This window comes from Mycobacterium sp. NGS27 (assembly GCF_059813005.1).
Genome location: NZ_JCALDT010000005.1, coordinates 97619 through 112651 on the forward strand (window position 1 = coordinate 97619; position 15033 = coordinate 112651).

The 15033-nt window shown below is 70.0% G+C and carries 16 protein-coding genes and 1 pseudogene; 12 read left to right on the forward strand and 5 right to left on the reverse strand.

The genetic code is table 11. The features are described 5' to 3' along the window. Window positions 1–116 precede the first annotated feature (116 nt). Window positions 117–1862, forward strand: coding sequence for a proline--tRNA ligase (locus AC5Y30_RS14820; protein ID WP_499919266.1), 1746 nt, complete (start codon window positions 117–119; stop codon window positions 1860–1862). On the opposite strand, the gene AC5Y30_RS14825 is transcribed toward AC5Y30_RS14820, so the two are convergent. Then, window positions 1859–2305 carry a ferritin-like domain-containing protein gene (locus AC5Y30_RS14825; RefSeq protein ID WP_067130971.1) on the reverse strand — a complete coding sequence of 149 codons (447 nt, stop codon included), beginning with the start codon at window positions 2303–2305 and terminating at the stop codon, window positions 1859–1861. The genes AC5Y30_RS14820 and AC5Y30_RS14825 overlap by 4 nt on opposite strands. Then, entirely contained in the window at window positions 2302–2832 is a 531-nt protein-coding gene (locus AC5Y30_RS14830; RefSeq protein WP_499919267.1) for a hypothetical protein, read from the reverse strand. The genes AC5Y30_RS14825 and AC5Y30_RS14830 overlap by 4 nt, the downstream gene beginning before the upstream one ends. 229 nt (window positions 2833–3061) lie before the next feature. Between AC5Y30_RS14830 and rimP the strand changes: the two genes are divergently transcribed. The 6 genes and pseudogenes from rimP to AC5Y30_RS14860 all read left to right on the forward strand — a co-directional run bounded on the left by rimP (window position 3062) and on the right by AC5Y30_RS14860 (window position 9370). Then, window positions 3062–3598 carry a ribosome maturation factor RimP gene (gene rimP / locus AC5Y30_RS14835; RefSeq protein ID WP_499919268.1) on the forward strand — a complete coding sequence of 179 codons (537 nt, stop codon included), beginning with the start codon at window positions 3062–3064 and terminating at the stop codon, window positions 3596–3598. After that, window positions 3595–4641 (forward strand): transcription termination factor NusA, encoded by a 1047-nt coding sequence (nusA, locus tag AC5Y30_RS14840; protein WP_499919269.1) that lies wholly within the window; start codon window positions 3595–3597, stop codon window positions 4639–4641. Before rimP ends, nusA begins: the two co-directional genes overlap by 4 nt. Before the next feature lie 183 nt (window positions 4642–4824). Continuing rightward, on the forward strand, window positions 4825–5070 hold the full coding sequence (locus AC5Y30_RS14845; protein WP_499919816.1) for a YlxR family protein: 246 nt from the start codon (window positions 4825–4827) through the stop codon (window positions 5068–5070). A gap of 75 nt (window positions 5071–5145) precedes the next feature. Further along, complete coding sequence (infB, locus tag AC5Y30_RS14850; RefSeq protein ID WP_499919271.1) at window positions 5146–7887, forward strand: translation initiation factor IF-2; 2742 nt, start codon at window positions 5146–5148, stop codon at window positions 7885–7887. Window positions 7888–7899: 12 nt separating this feature from the next. After that, window positions 7900–8377 (forward strand): annotated as a pseudogene (gene rbfA, locus AC5Y30_RS14855) (30S ribosome-binding factor RbfA); the annotation flags it as partial. Window positions 8378–8404: 27 nt separating this feature from the next. After that, window positions 8405–9370, forward strand: a complete 966-nt coding sequence (locus AC5Y30_RS14860; protein ID WP_499919817.1) for a DHH family phosphoesterase — start codon at window positions 8405–8407, stop codon at window positions 9368–9370. On the opposite strand, the gene AC5Y30_RS14865 is transcribed toward AC5Y30_RS14860, so the two are convergent. Then, entirely contained in the window at window positions 9367–9948 is a 582-nt protein-coding gene (locus AC5Y30_RS14865; protein WP_499919272.1) for a hypothetical protein, read from the reverse strand. The two genes, AC5Y30_RS14860 and AC5Y30_RS14865, sit on opposite strands and share 4 nt — an antisense overlap. A 57-nt stretch (window positions 9949–10005) precedes the next feature. Next, a complete protein-coding gene (locus AC5Y30_RS14870; protein ID WP_499919273.1) occupies window positions 10006–10755 on the reverse strand; it encodes an enoyl-CoA hydratase in 750 nt (249 codons plus the stop codon). Window positions 10756–10857: 102 nt separating this feature from the next. On the opposite strand from AC5Y30_RS14870, the gene AC5Y30_RS14875 reads away from it, so the two are divergent. Beyond that, window positions 10858–11127 (forward strand): DUF2277 domain-containing protein, encoded by a 270-nt coding sequence (locus AC5Y30_RS14875; RefSeq protein ID WP_067354023.1) that lies wholly within the window; start codon window positions 10858–10860, stop codon window positions 11125–11127. After that, window positions 11124–11684, forward strand: coding sequence for a DUF1802 family protein (locus tag AC5Y30_RS14880; protein ID WP_499919276.1), 561 nt, complete (start codon window positions 11124–11126; stop codon window positions 11682–11684). Before AC5Y30_RS14875 ends, AC5Y30_RS14880 begins: the two co-directional genes overlap by 4 nt. A 28-nt stretch (window positions 11685–11712) precedes the next feature. Here the strand turns inward: AC5Y30_RS14880 and AC5Y30_RS14885 are convergent, their stop codons facing one another. After that, the gene (locus tag AC5Y30_RS14885; RefSeq protein ID WP_499919277.1) at window positions 11713–12300 is read right to left on the reverse strand and encodes a DUF3558 domain-containing protein; all 588 of its coding nucleotides are present in this window, start codon (window positions 12298–12300) and stop codon (window positions 11713–11715) included. Window positions 12301–12459: 159 nt separating this feature from the next. On the opposite strand from AC5Y30_RS14885, the gene pptH reads away from it, so the two are divergent. Genes pptH through truB form a run of 3 tightly spaced genes read left to right on the forward strand, consistent with a single transcriptional unit; the run spans window position 12460 to window position 15007 of the window. Continuing rightward, on the forward strand, window positions 12460–13437 hold the full coding sequence (pptH, locus tag AC5Y30_RS14890) for an ACP phosphodiesterase PptH (RefSeq protein ID WP_499919278.1): 978 nt from the start codon (window positions 12460–12462) through the stop codon (window positions 13435–13437). Next, window positions 13434–14114: a 4'-phosphopantetheinyl transferase PptT gene (gene pptT / locus AC5Y30_RS14895; protein WP_499919279.1), complete on the forward strand. Its 681-nt coding sequence runs from the start codon at window positions 13434–13436 to the stop codon at window positions 14112–14114. Before pptH ends, pptT begins: the two co-directional genes overlap by 4 nt. After that, window positions 14111–15007: a tRNA pseudouridine(55) synthase TruB gene (truB, locus tag AC5Y30_RS14900; RefSeq protein ID WP_499919280.1), complete on the forward strand. Its 897-nt coding sequence runs from the start codon at window positions 14111–14113 to the stop codon at window positions 15005–15007. The genes pptT and truB overlap by 4 nt, the downstream gene beginning before the upstream one ends. The last annotated feature ends 26 nt before the right edge of the window (window positions 15008–15033 follow it).

The following is a 15033-nucleotide window of genomic DNA, read 5'->3' on the forward strand; positions in this document are numbered from 1 at the left end:
CGGGCGCTGCTCGCGACCGCCTTGCCGTTGCGTGTCACGCCAGAGTGGCGTGAGGGTCTGGGCGTTGCGCTGGCGTGACGTTCGACGCAGCTACCAGCACGCTAGGCTGGCCCGCTGTGATCACCCGGATGTCCCAGTTGTTTTTGCGCACCCTGCGCGACGATCCCGCCGACGCCGAAGTCGCCAGCCACAAGCTGTTGATCCGGGCGGGCTACATCCGGCCCGTCGCGCCCGGGCTGTACAGCTGGCTGCCGCTGGGATTGCGCGTGCTGCGCCGCATCGAGCGCATCGTCCGCGACGAGATGAACGCCATTGGCGGGCAAGAGATCTTGTTCCCAGCCCTGCTGCCGCGCGCACCGTATGAGGCGACGAACCGGTGGACCGAGTACGGCGACTCGGTGTTCCGGCTGCAGGACCGTCGCGGCAACGACTACCTGTTGGGCCCCACCCACGAAGAGCTGTTCACCCTGACCGTCAAGGGCGAATACAGCTCCTACAAAGACTTTCCGGTTCTGCTGTATCAGATCCAGAACAAATATCGTGACGAGGCGCGGCCGCGGGCCGGCATCCTGCGGGTCCGCGAGTTCCTGATGAAGGACTCCTACTCGTTCGACATCGACGACGCCGGGCTCAAGGCCGCCTACCACGCGCACCGCGAGGCCTATCAGCGCATTTTCTCGCGCCTGCAGGTGCGCTACGTCATCGTCTCCGCCGTGTCGGGCGCGATGGGCGGCAGCGCCTCGGAGGAGTTTTTGGCCGAGAGCGCGGTCGGTGAGGACACCTTCGTGCGGTGCCTGGAGTCCGGGTATGCGGCCAACGTCGAGGCCGTCGTCACCGCGCGCCCGGAGGCGCAGCCCATCGACGGGCTGCCCGAGGCGGTAGTCCACGACACCGGGGACACCCCGACCATCGCCACCCTGGTGGACTGGGCCAACCAGGCGGACCTGGGCCGCCCCGTCACCGCGGCCGACACGTTGAAGAACGTCCTGCTCAAGGTCCGCCAGCCCGGCGGCGAGTGGGAGCTACTGGCCATCGGGGTGCCGGGGGACCGTGAGGTCGACGACAAACGGCTGGGCGCGGCGCTGGAACCGGCCGAGTACGCGCTGCTCGACGACGCCGACTTCGCCAAGTATCCCTTCCTGGTGAAGGGGTATATCGGACCGAAGGCGTTGCAGGACAACGATGTTCGCTATCTGGTCGACCCGCGGGTGGTGGACGGCACCAGCTGGATCACCGGGGCCGACGAGGCCGGGCGGCACGTCGTCGGGCTGGTCGCCGGCCGCGACTTCACCGCCGACGGCACCATCGAGGCCGCCGAGGTGCGCGACGGTGACCCCTCGCCGGACGGCGCGGGCCCGCTGGTCTCGGCGCGCGGTATCGAGGTGGCCCACATCTTCCAGCTCGGCCGCAAGTACACCGACGCCTTCACCGCCGACGTGCTCGGTGAGGACGGCAAGCCGGTGCGCCTGACGATGGGCTCCTACGGCCTCGGGGTGTCGCGGATGGTGGCCGTCATCGCCGAACAGCACCACGACGAGCTGGGCCTGCGCTGGCCGCCGGCGGTCGCGCCCTTCGACGTCCACCTGGTGATCGCCAACAAAGACGCGCAGGCCCGCACGGGCGCCACCACTTTGGCCGCCGAGCTGGACGGGTTGGGCATCGAAGTGCTGCTCGATGACCGCCAGGCCTCGCCCGGCGTGAAGTTCAAGGACGCCGAACTGCTTGGCGTGCCGTGGATCGTCGTGGTGGGACGGGGCTGGGCGGACGGCGTGGTGGAGCTGCGCGACCGCTTCGGCGGCCAGACCCGCGAACTGTCGACCGGCCCGTCGCTGGCCGCCGACATCGCGGCGGCCTTGGGTTAGTCGTTGCCGCCGGGGAAGCTCGTCGTGATGGGCCAGGCGCCCAGCACGCGGCTCCACCGGGCGCCCATGACCGCGCTCTGCACCAGGGCGGTCGCGGCGAACGCGCGATCCGCGCCGGTCTCCGCGTGCTCGGCGACCACGCGCCATGCGCCGGCCCCATCGTTCTCCATCCGCGCGGCCAGCCGCGCGGCGTCGGCCGGACCGCCCACCACCATGGGCAGCTGGTAGCCGGCCGCGGCGACGGGTGCGGTCACCTTGCGGGCGTTCAGGATCGCGATGACGTCGTCGCGGCGCTGGCGGTGCTGCGCGAGCGCCTCCACCACCATGTCGTTCACGCTGGGCGGCGACAACGCGGACACGATGCCGTAGCCGTAGATCGTCGAATGCTCGATGGCCAGCGCGTCGCACAGCGCCGTGTTGTCGGCGTCCTTGCCCGAGGTCATATCGACGGACCCCCGGGCACCAGCGCAACCGTGTACGACGCCGTGCAGGATGCGGCGATCGAGGCGAGCAGCCCCGCCCGGTAGCCGGATTCGGTGCCCACCAGGCGACTCGCACTGTCGGCCGAGGCGCGCAACGCGTCGATCACGTCGGACACCGGCGGCGGGGGCGGGGGCGGCCCGGCCGGTTGGGCCTGGCTCGGGCTGGGCGTTCCGCTCGAGGACGACGTGGCCAGCTTGCCGGCCGCCCGCGAGATCTCGGCCGACAACGCGCGGGCATGCGCGGCGCGCTGGCTGGACACCACGCTCAGCGCGGCGGCGACCTGCGGCGGATTCCCGACCGCCGCGGCGGCGGCACCCGCGAGCTCGCTGTCGTGCCGGGCCTGATCGAGCGGCCCCAGCAGTTGCTCGACGGGCGGGGGCTTGGGCGCGGGCTTGCCGCAGGCGCTCACTACCGCCCCGAGCGCAGCCAAAGCCGCACCGCCGGCGAGGACATCTCGTCTGTTGAGGAACGGAACTGCGCTAGGCACAAGGACATCCTGCCATCGGGGCGAAGGCGGACGAGATGCCAGGACGCGATCACGCCGTCAACCTCGAATCCTGGCGTATCGTGGATAGCTGGTTCTCGCAGAGGACAGCCACCGACAGCAAACCGTCGGCACGGATGCTCCTCCGCCGGGACACCGGAAGCCGCCTGCGAAGCCATCGGGGCGCCGACATCCGCCAGATGACCGGACAACTCAAGATGAGGAGCTCGCCGTGACCACCGGGCTACCGTCGCAGACGCAGGTGATCGAGCTACTCGGTGGAGAGTTTGCGCGCGCCGGCTTCGAGATCGAAGACGTGGTCATCAACGCCCGGACCCGCCCCCCGCGAATCATGGTGATCGCCGACAGCGACGACGGCCTCGACCTGGACACGGCGGCCACGCTGTCCCACTCGGCGTCGGCATTGCTCGACGGGCTGGACACCATCTCCGACCACTACGTGCTCGAGGTCTCCTCGCCCGGCGTGGATCGCCCGCTGACGAGCGCGAAACACTTCCGTCGGGCCCGGGGCCGCAAGGTCGACGTCGTGCTGTCGGACGGATCGACGCTGACCGGCCGGGTCGGTGCGACGACCGACGGCGCGGTCGCGCTGGTGGTCCGCGCCGGCCGGGACTGGGCGGTGCGCGAGATCCCGCTGGTCGACATTGCGAAAGCCGTTGTCCAGGTGGAATTTTCGCCCCCTAGCCAAGCGGAGCTGGAACTGGCGGGTATGGGTCAGGCCCGGAGGACGGAGGAGCGGCGCCTATGAACATCGACATGGCCGCGCTGCACGCCATCGAGGTGGACCGGGGCATCTCGGTCAACGAGCTGCTCGAGACGATCAAGTCGGCGCTGCTCACCGCCTACCGGCACACCGAAGGCCACCAGAACGACGCGCGCATCGAAATCGACCGCAAGACCGGTGTCGTCCGGGTGATCGCCCGGGAGACCGACGAAGACGACAACGTCATCAGTGAATGGGACGACACCCCCGAGGGTTTCGGGCGCATCGCCGCCACCACCGCCCGCCAGGTCATGTTGCAGCGTTTCCGCGACGCCGAAAACGAGCGGACCTACGGCGAGTTCTCCACCCGCGAGGGGGAGATCGTCGCGGGCGTCATCCAGCGGGACAGCCGCGCCAACGCGCGGGGGCTTGTCGTGGTCCGGATGGGCACCGAGACGAAGGCCTCCGAGGGCGTGATCCCGGCGGCCGAGCAGGTTCCCGGCGAAAGCTACGAGCACGGCAACCGCGTGCGGTGCTACGTGATCGGGGTGACCCGCGGGGCCCGGGAGCCGCTGATCACCCTGTCGCGGACCCACCCGAACCTGGTCCGCAGGTTGTTCTCGCTGGAGGTCCCCGAGATCGCCGACGAGTCGGTGGAGATCGTCGCCGTGGCCCGGGAGGCCGGCCATCGCTCCAAGATCGCGGTGAAGTCCAACCTTCCCGGCCTGAACGCCAAGGGCGCCTGCATCGGTCCGATGGGGCAGCGGGTCCGCAACGTGATGAGCGAGCTGTCCGGCGAGAAGATCGACATCATCGACTACGACGACGATCCCGCGCGCTTCGTCGCCAACGCGCTGTCGCCGGCGAAGGTGGTGTCGGTGTCGATCATCGACCAGGCGGCCCGCGCCGCCCGCGTGGTGGTACCCGACTTCCAGCTGTCGCTGGCCATCGGCAAGGAGGGCCAGAACGCGCGCCTGGCGGCCCGGCTGACCGGCTGGCGCATCGACATCCGCGGGGACTCGCCCGGCGGGCATTCGGAGAGCCAGTCAGAACACGGCGCCACCCACGGAATGGCCCACGACCGCTAGGCCCGGCGGGCGGCGGCTGCGCAGCCTCGGGCGGTTCTGACCATCGATTCGGTGACGCTAGACTGAGCCGTGATCCAGCGCGAACCTTCGGCCTTGGCGCACCGTCATGCGGGTGGACCCGTACGGACATGCGTCGGGTGCCGGAAGCGAGAGCTGGCCGTCGAGTTGCTTCGAGTGGTGGCTGTGCCGAACGGGAACGGCGACTTCGCCGTGATCGTTGACACAGGCAGGAGCCTGCCGGGGCGGGGTGCGTGGCTGCATCCCGGGCCGCAGTGCGTGCAACAGGCAATCCGGCGGCGGGCTTTCACCAAAGCGCTGCGCATCACCGGTTCACCGGATACATCCGCGGTGGTCGAGCACATAGAGTTCCTCTGTGCGCCCGATCGCCCGGCAACAGAACAGGTAGCAAAGAACATGAGCACACCGTGAAGTCCCGATGACCATGTGTCATAGCTAAACCCGAGGCGCGGCCCCACGACTGTCGCCTCATAGACAGGAGATGTAGTGGCAGGTAAGGCCCGCGTACACGAGTTGGCTAAGGAACTCGGTGTCACCAGCAAGGAAGTCCTCGCCCGGCTGAATGATCAGGGCGAATTCGTTAAATCAGCGTCGTCGACGGTAGAAGCCCCGGTGGCTCGCCGGCTGCGCGAATCCTTCGGCGGCGGCAAGGCCGCCGAGAAGGCCCCCGCGAAAGCGGCCAAGGCGCCCGCCGCCAAGGCCCCCGACAAGTCGCTGGACCAGGCCCTCGACAATGCCATCGGTAACGGCGAAGCGACGGCGACCCCCGCCAAGCCCGCCGCCCCTTCGGCCTCCGCCGAGGCCCCGGCCCGCCCGGGCCCGGCCCCCGCACGGCCGTCGGCGCCGTCTCCGGGGCAGCCGAAACCGCCCGCGCCCGGGCAGCCGCCGGGCCAGGCGCCGCGCCCAGGCATGACTCCGGCCCCGCGACCGGGGCCGATGCCCAAGCCCCGCGCCCCGCGCGTCGGCAACAACCCCTTCTCGTCGGCGCAACCCGTCGACCGGCCCATCCCGCGCCCGCAGGCGCCGCGTCCCGGGGCGCCCCGGCCGGGTGCGCCCCGGCCCGGTGGCGCGTCGCCGGGCAACATGCCGCCCCGGCCCGCCGGTGCCGGCGGACCGGGCCGTCCGGCCCGCCCCGGCGCCCCGCGTCCCGGCGGCGGCCGTCCCGGTGGTCCCGGCGGCCGTGACGGAGGTGGCGGCAACTACCGCGGCGGCGGAGGCGGCGGAGTCGGCGCCCCGCCCGGCGGTGGCGGCGGTTTCCGTGGCCGCCCCGGTGGCGGTGGCGGCGGTGGCCGTCCCGGCCAGCGCGGCGGTGCCGCCGGCGCTTTCGGCCGTCCCGGCGGTGCGCCGCGACGGGGCCGCAAGTCGAAGCGGGCGAAACGCGCCGAATACGAGAACATGCAGGCGCCCGTCGTCGGTGGTGTGCGGTTGCCACACGGCAACGGCGAGACGATCCGGCTGGCCCGCGGCGCGTCGCTGTCCGACTTCGCCGACAAGATCAACGCCAACCCGGCCTCGCTGGTGCAGGCGCTGTTCAACCTCGGCGAGATGGTCACGGCCACCCAGTCGGTCGGCGACGAGACGCTCGAGCTGCTGGGCAGCGAGATGAATTACGTCGTCCAGGTCGTCAGCCCGGAGGACGAGGACCGCGAGCTGCTGGAGTCCTTCGACCTGAGCTACGGCGAGGACGAGGGCGGCGAGGAAGACCTGCAGACCCGGCCACCGGTGGTGACCGTGATGGGTCACGTCGACCACGGTAAGACCCGACTGCTGGACACCATCCGGAACGCCAGCGTGCGCGAGGCCGAGGCCGGTGGCATCACCCAGCACATCGGCGCCTACCAGGTGGCCGTCGAACACGACGGCGTCGAACGGCCGATCACCTTCATCGACACCCCGGGTCACGAGGCGTTCACCGCCATGCGTGCCCGCGGCGCCAAAGCCACCGACATCGCCATCCTGGTGGTCGCCGCCGACGACGGCGTCATGCCGCAGACGGTGGAGGCCATCAACCACGCCCAGGCGGCCGACGTGCCGATTGTGGTGGCGGTCAACAAGATCGACGTCGAGGGCGCCGACCCGGCCAAGATCCGCGGGCAGCTCACCGAATACGGTTTGGTGGCAGAGGATTTCGGTGGCGACACGATGTTCGTCGACATCTCGGCCAAGCAGGGTACCAACATCGAGCAGCTGCTCGAGGCGGTGCTGCTGACCGCGGACGCGGCCCTGGACCTGCGGGCCAACCCCGACATGGAGGCCCAGGGTGTCGCGATCGAGGCGCACCTGGACCGCGGTCGCGGTCCGGTCGCCACGGTGCTGGTGCAGCGCGGCACGCTGCGGGTCGGCGACTCGGTGGTCGCCGGCGACGCGTACGGCCGGGTTCGCCGCATGGTCGACGAGCACGGCGACGACGTCGAAGAGGCGCTGCCGTCGCGGCCGGTGCAGGTCATCGGTTTCACGTCGGTGCCCGGCGCGGGTGACAACCTGTTGGTCGTCGACGAGGACCGCATCGCCCGCCAGATCGCCGACAAGCGCAGCGCCCGCAAGCGCAATGCGCTGGCGGCGCGTTCCCGCAAGCGGATCAGCCTGGAGGACCTGGACTCGGCGCTGAAGGAAACCAGCCAGCTCAACCTGATTCTCAAGGGCGACAACGCCGGTACGGTCGAGGCGCTGGAAGAGGCCCTGATGGGTATCCAGATCGACGACGAGGTGGCGCTGCGCGTCATCGACCGCGGTGTCGGTGGCATCACCGAGACCAACGTCAACCTGGCGTCGGCCTCGGATGCGGTGATCATCGGCTTCAACGTGCGCGCCGAGGGCAAGGCCACCGAGCTGGCCAACCGCGAGGGCGTGGAGATCCGCTACTACTCGGTGATCTACCAGGCGATCGACGAGATCGAGAAGGCCCTGCGCGGCATGCTCAAGCCGATCTACGAGGAGAACCAGCTGGGCCGCGCCGAGATTCGGGCGATCTTCCGGTCCTCCAAGGTCGGCATCATCGCCGGCTGCATGATCAGCAGCGGCATCGTGCGCCGCAACGCCAAGGCGCGGTTGCTGCGGGACAACATCGTGGTCACCGACAACCTCTCGATCACCTCGCTGCGACGGGAGAAGGACGACGTGACCGAGGTTCGCGAGGGCTTCGAGTGCGGTATGACGCTGGGGTACTCCGACCTCAAGGAAGGCGACATCATCGAGTCCTACGAGTTGGTCCAGAAAGAGCGCACCTGATGGGCGGCCGGCATGGCTGACCCGGCCAGGGCGCGCCGGTTGGCCAAGCGGATCAACACGATCGTCGCCTCGGCGATCGAGTTCGAGATCAAGGATCCCGGGCTCGAGGGCGTCACCATCGTCGACACGAAGGTGACCGCCGATCTGCACGATGCGACGGTGTTCTACACGGTCATGGGACGCACGCTGGACGACGAGCCGGATTACGCGGCCGCCGCGGCCGCCCTGGAACGGGCCAAGGGCGCGCTGCGCACCATGGTCGGGGCCGGCACCGGCGTGCGCTTCACGCCCACGCTGACGTTCGCCCGCGACACCACGTCGGACAACGTGCAGCGGATGGACGAGTTGTTGGCGCGTGCGCGTGCTGCGGACGCTGATCTGGCGCGGGTTCGTTCCGGCGCCAAGCCGGCTGGGGAGGCCGATCCATACCGGGACAGCGGATCGGGCGTGGAGCCCGGCTTCGACGGGAGTATCCGTGACGACGACCAACGCGAACACTGAACTGGGCGGCTCCAGGATGGGGGCGCGCGTCGATGCCGCGGGTGCGGTCGAACTGCTGTCGGGGGCCGACTCCGTCGCGGTGATCGCACACGTGCATCCCGACGCCGACACCATCGGCGCCGGGCTGGCGCTGGGGCTGGTGCTGGACAAGTGCGGCAAGCGGGTCGAGGTCAGTTTCGCCGAGCCGGCGGGGCTGCCCGAGTCGCTGGCAACGCTGCCCGGCCGCCGCCTGCTGGTCAGTCCGGATGCGATGCGTCGCGACGCCGATTTGGTTGTCACCGTTGACGTTCCGAGCGTCAAGCGGCTCGGCGCGTTGAGCGACCTGGCGGTAGCGGCCGACGAGGTGTTGGTGATCGACCACCACGCCTCCAACGACGTGTTCGGCACCGCCAACTTCATTGACGTGTCAGCCGATTCGACCACGATGATGATCGCCGACATTCTCGACGCCTGGGGCAAGCCCATCGATTCCGATGTCGCGCACTGCATCTACGCCGGGCTGACCACCGACACCGGCTCATTCCGCTGGGCCAGCGGGCGCGCCCTACGGCTGGCCGCCCGGCTGGTCGACGGCGGCGTCGACAACGCCGCGATCAGCCGCACCCTGATGGACAGCCACCCGTTCGGCTGGCTGCCGCTGCTGTCGCGGGTGCTGGCCTCGGCCCAGCTGCTCCCCGACGCCGCGGGCGGCCTCGGACTGGTGTATGCCGTTGTCGCCCACCAGGATTGGGCCGGTTCACGCCCCGAGGAAGTCGAGAGCATCGTCGACATCGTGCGGACCACGCAGCAGGCGGAGGTTGCCGCGGTGTTCAAGGAGGTCGCGCCGCGGCAGTGGTCGGTGTCGATGCGGGCCAAGGCCGCGGTGGACCTGGCGTCGGTGGCGTCCGGGTTCGGCGGCGGCGGGCACCGGCTGGCGGCCGGTTATTCGACCAGCGGCACGATCGAGGACGCGGTGGCGTCGCTGCGCAACGCGCTCGGCTAGAACGCCCAGCTGCCCGAGCGCTGCACCACGAACCCGTGGTCGCCGCTGGTGGTGTCCAGGCAGGCGACGAGGTCGTCGGCCCCCACCGCGCAGGTGACGTTGAGGTAGGTCAACTTCTGGCCGGGCGCCAGCGCCTTGCCGCCGGCCGGCAGCGGCGCCGGGTTACCGTCGCATCCGCTGTAGGACATCCGGCTCAGTTGGTAGCCGGGTCCCTTGAAGTCCACCGACCCGACCACGCAGTCGCCCGGTCGTGAGCGCCCCCCGGGAATGGGGACGTCATCCATTCCCGGCATGTCGCCCTTGCACTTGATGTCCTGCGACGGTTGCGGCACGGGCGGCGGCCCGCCGTAGAAATCACAGACCAGGGCGGGACCGGCGGAGAAACTGACCCGCGGCGGGCTTCCCGGCGCGCCGGTGCCCAGGTAGCCGTCGGCAGGCGCCGCGGTGAAGGCGTCGAGGTTGGGAAATCCCGGTGGCGGCAGCGCGCCCGCCGGCGACGCGAACACCGCGATCGCTGACGCGGCCGCCAGCGCCAGGCCGACCAGCAGCCTCACGGCGATCCCGACGACGGCGTGCATCAACTGATCGTATGGGCTGGGCCGGATCGCCGGGCCGGACTGGTGCAGATCGCCACGTCAGCGCACCTGCGAGCGCCCGCGTTGCAGCACGGCCTCCCGGTTGGCGGCGATGTCGTCCCCGCTGGTCCGGAACTGCCGGGCCGCCGTCGCCTCTTGCCACAGCCCCGCGCTGGTCTGCGCGTCGTCAATGCGGTGATAGGACGCCAGCAGCGCCCGCACCGCGTCCTGGTTGTTTCCGACGATCGATGCCGCCACGGCCCGGGCGGCGGGAAGCAGCTGGTCGTGCGCCACCACTTCGGTCACCAGGCCGGCGCGCAGCGCGTCGGCGGCGGACAGGTAGTCCCCGGTCATGCTCATCCGCCGGGCCAGCCCGACGCCCACCTTCTGCGGCAACCGCACGCTCAGGCCCCAGGTGGGCAGCAGCCCCACCCGTGCGTGCGTGTCGGCGAACCGGGCGTTCTCCGAGGCGATCAGGATGTCGCAGTACAACGCCAGCTCCAGCCCGCCGGTCACCGCGGCGCCGTTGATCGCGCCGATCACCGGCTTGGTCAGCGCCGGCCAGCGCGGTGAGATGTCTGGGAGCGCCGTCGAGCCGCCCAGCTCTTTGAGGTCCAGTCCCGCGCAGAACACCGGGTCGGCGCCGGTGACGATGATGACGTCGACGTCGTCGTCGGTTTCGGCGTCGGCCAATGCGCCGAAGAAGCGGTCCCGCAATGCCGACGACAGCGCGTTGCGCGACTGGGGCCGGTTGAGGGTCAGGGTGCGCACTCGTTCGTCGGTGTCGATCAGCAGGATCTCGTCGGTCATCAGCTCACCGTAGCCAGTCGCCCGGCACGGTCGGGCGGGCGCCTCACCGCGGGCAATTTCGCCGGGGAGCGGCGGCACCGAGCAACGCTTATCGTGGACAAGATGTGCCGAAACATCACCGAACTGCGCGGCCTGCAGCCAGCGGCCACCGCCGAGGAAATCGCGGCGGCGGCCCGCCAATATGTGCGCAAGGTCAGCGGCATCACCCACCCGTCGGCCGCCAACGTCGATGCGTTCGAGGCGGCGGTCGCCGAGGTCACCGAGACGACGACGCGGTTGCTGGGGCAGCTGCCGCCGCGGCGCCAGCCGCCCAAGACGGTTCCGCCGTTGCGTCGCCCCGAGGTGGTGGCGCGGATGGCGGGCGCCAAATGACCGTCACCACAACAGTTCCCGCGCTCAAGGAGTGGAGCGCCGCGGTGCACGCCCTGCTGGACGGCCGCCAGCGGGTGTTGCTGCGCAAGGGCGGCATCGGGGAGAAGCGATTCGAACTGGCCGCTCGCGAATTCCTGCTGTTCCCGACGGTCGCGCACAGCCACGCCGAGCGCGTGCGCGCCGAGCATCAAGACCTGCTGGCGGCCGCCGCCGCCGACAGCACCGACGAGCAATTGGTGATCCGGGCCGCCGCGAAAGTTGTTGCGGCGGTGCCGGTTGAGCGCCCGGATGGCCTTTCGGCGATCGAGGACCTGCACATCTGGACCGCCGATTCGGTGCGCGCCGACCGGCTCGATTTCCGCCCCAAGCACAGGCTGGCCGTCCTGGTGGTGTCGGTGAGCCCACTGGTCGAGCCGGTGCGCATGATGCGGGCCGCGGAGTACGGCGGCTGCAAGAGCTGGGTGGAGCTGCCGGTGCAGGCGCCGTTGGGGGCGCCGGTGCACGATGACGCAGCGCTGGCCGCGGTCGCCGCCCGGGTCCGCGCCGCGGTGGGCTGACAACTCGGCCGGTGCTGCGCGACTGGAATCAGAACTTGTAATACGGCGCGAGGTCGTTGGCGCGCTGCACGTTGGTCTGCATGCAATCGACCTCGGGATTGGAATAGACGGTCGAGTAGTACAGCGCCTGTTGCAGCACCCCGTAGCTGGTCTTGAACACGACCATGCAGGAGTAGAACCAGTAGCTGTTGTGGTAGGTCGGCTTGAGCACCCAGTACTGCGCGGCGCGGTGACCCGCGATCGTCGTCTCGACGGCGTCGGCGGGCAGTGAGGCCTCGTAGGTGCGCCAGATGATCGGCTCGACGGCCACCTGATAGTTGCCGGCGTCGAAGTGGCAGCGCAGCCCGTCTTCGTGTTCGGGCGGCGTGAAGCCCAGCCCGAGCCGCTGGATCACATCGAACGGAATGTCCTCGCACGCGTCGAACGGGCGCGGATCGGTGGTCGCCACGATCGGGCTCTTCATGGTGGTTTCCATCGGCTGGGCGGTCGACCTCAGCTCGACGGACCGACCGCCGGCGTCCGGCCCGGCCGGGGCGGTCAACACACCCACCGTGCCCCCGATGGCCGCTGTGAGCAGCGCCCCCAGCGCCCCCACCAGACGAACATTGGCGAACACGACACCCCCTGACGCCCCAGCGGTCCTTTTGGGGGAGTGTACAAGTCCCGCGGGAGACGCCACAGGCAAACCTGAACTTGTTCTAACTCACCCGCCCGCCGCCCGAAACGACGCCCGCGAAACGGGCTTGCCCGGTTCGGGTCGTTAGGGTGGTTAATCGTGGCTGGGCATACATCGGGGCAGGAATCGACCAACGGTGGGCAACCGACGCTGTGGGCGGTGTCCGACCTGCACACCGGTCACCTCGGCAACAAGCCGGTCACCGAATCGCTGCATCCGTCCCACCCGGACGACTGGCTGATCGTCGCCGGCGATGTCGCCGAACGCACCGACGAGATTCGGTGGGCCCTTGACCTGCTGCGACGGCGCTTCGCCAAGGTGATTTGGGTGCCGGGCAACCACGAGCTGTGGACCACCACCCGCGACCCGGTGCAGGTCTTCGGCAAGGCGCGCTACGAGTACCTGGTCAACATGTGCGACGAGATGGGTGTGGTCACGCCCGAGCACCCGTTCCCGGTGTGGACCGAGCGCGGTGGCCCGGCCACGATCGTGCCGATGTTCCTGCTCTACGACTACAGCTTCTTGCCCGACGGGGCCACGAGCAAAGCCGAAGGCCTGACCATCGCGCGCGAGCGCAACGTGGTGGCCACCGACGAGTTCCTGCTCTCCCCGGAGCCGTACGCCACCCGTGAGGCGTGGTGCCGAGAGCGTCTCGAGATCACCCGTGCCCGCCTCGAAGAGCTGGACTGGATGACACCGACCGTCCTGGTGAATCACTTCCCGCTGGTCCGCGAACCCTGCGACGCGCTGTTCTATCCCGAGTTCTCGCTGTGGTGCGGCACCACCAAGACCGCCGACTGGCACACCCGTTACAACGCCGTCTGCTCGGTCTACGGTCACCTGCACATCCCGCGGACCACCTGGTATGACGACGTGCGCTTCGAGGAAGTGTCCGTCGGCTATCCGCGGGAGTGGCGGCGTCGCAGGCCGCCCAGCTGGCTGCGACAGGTGCTGCCGGATCCGCAGTACGCGCCGGGCGACCTCAACGACTTCGGCGGCCACTTCGAGATCACCCCCGAGATGCGGCGTCAGGCCGCGCAGTTCCGGGAACGGTTGCGGCAGAGGCAATCACGATGACCCTCGACTCGCTGGTTTCCGCTGTACTGCCCGAGGCGGACGGCCTGGCCTACTCGGAGGTGTATTCCGACCCGCCCGATCTCGCGCCGCTGCCCGAAGAGGAGCCGCTGATCGCCAAGTCGGTGGCCAAACGGCGCAACGAGTTCATCACCGTGCGGCACTGCGCCCGGGTCGCGCTGGGTGAGCTCGGGCTGCCGCCGGTGCCGATCCTCAAGGGCGACAAGGGCGAACCGTGCTGGCCCGACGGCGTGGTGGGCAGCCTCACCCACTGCACGGGTTATCGGGGTGCGGTGGTGGGCCGCACCGACGCGGTGCGCTCAGTGGGCATCGACGCCGAACCGCACGACGTGCTGCCCGATGGCGTGCTGAACGCGATCGCGCTCGACGAGGAGCGACACGAACTCTCCGCCTTGCCCGCGGGGCTGCATTGGGACCGAATCCTGTTCTGCGCCAAGGAGGCAACGTACAAGGCCTGGTTCCCGCTGACCAAGCGGTGGCTGGGTTTCGAGGACGCGCATGTCGTGTTCGACCTCGACCCGCCCGACGGGGCAACCACCGGCGTGTTCGTCTCCAAGATCCTGATCGATCCGGAGGCGCTGTCGGGCCCGCCGCTGACCGCGCTGCGGGGCCGGTGGTCGGTCGAGCGCGGGCTGGTGCTCACCGCGATCGTGCTATGAGCGAAAGCTCCAGCGGGCCCGGCATAGTCGTCGTCGACAAGCCGCCCGGGATGACCAGTCATGACGTGGTCGGCCGCTGCCGCCGGATCTTCTCCACCCGCCGGGTGGGGCATGCGGGGACGCTGGACCCGATGGCCACCGGCGTGCTGGTGATCGGCGTCGAGCGCGCCACCAAGATCCTCGGCCTGTTGACCGCGGCCGCCAAGTCGTACACCGCCACCATCCGGCTGGGCCAGAGCACGTCGACCGACGACGCCGAGGGTGACTTGGTGCGCAGCGTCTCGGCGCGGCACCTGACGAGCGAGGCGATCGAATCCGCCGTGGGCGGCCTGCGTGGCGACATCGCACAGGTTCCGTCGACGGTCAGCGCTATCAAGGTCGACGGCAAGCGCGCCTACCGGCTGGCCCGCGAGGGCCACACCGTCGAGCTCAACGCCCGGCCGGTGCGCATCGACCGGTTCGAGGTTTGCGACATCCGGACCGGCGGCGACGATTTCGTCGACCTGGATGTCGAGGTCGACTGCTCGTCGGGAACCTACATCCGGGCCCTGGCCCGCGATGTCGGCGCCGCCCTTGGGGTGGGCGGGCACCTGACGGCGTTGCGGCGCACCCGCGTCGGGCGCTTCGGGCTCGATCAGGCATACCCGCTCGACGAACTGGCGGAGCGCCCGCGGCTCAGCTACACCCTGGACGAAGCCTGCCTGTTGATCTTCCCGCGCCGCGACCTGTCGACCGAACAAGCCGAGGCGACCGGCAACGGGCGGGCCCTGGAGGCGGCGGGGATCGAGGGCGTCTATGCCGCCTGTGACCCCGACGGCCGGGTGATGGCGCTGCTGCGCGACGAGGGCGCGCGCACGAAGCCGGTGGTGGTCATCCGCCCGGCGACGCTGTAACCGCCCCGGCCGAACGGTTGGTTGGG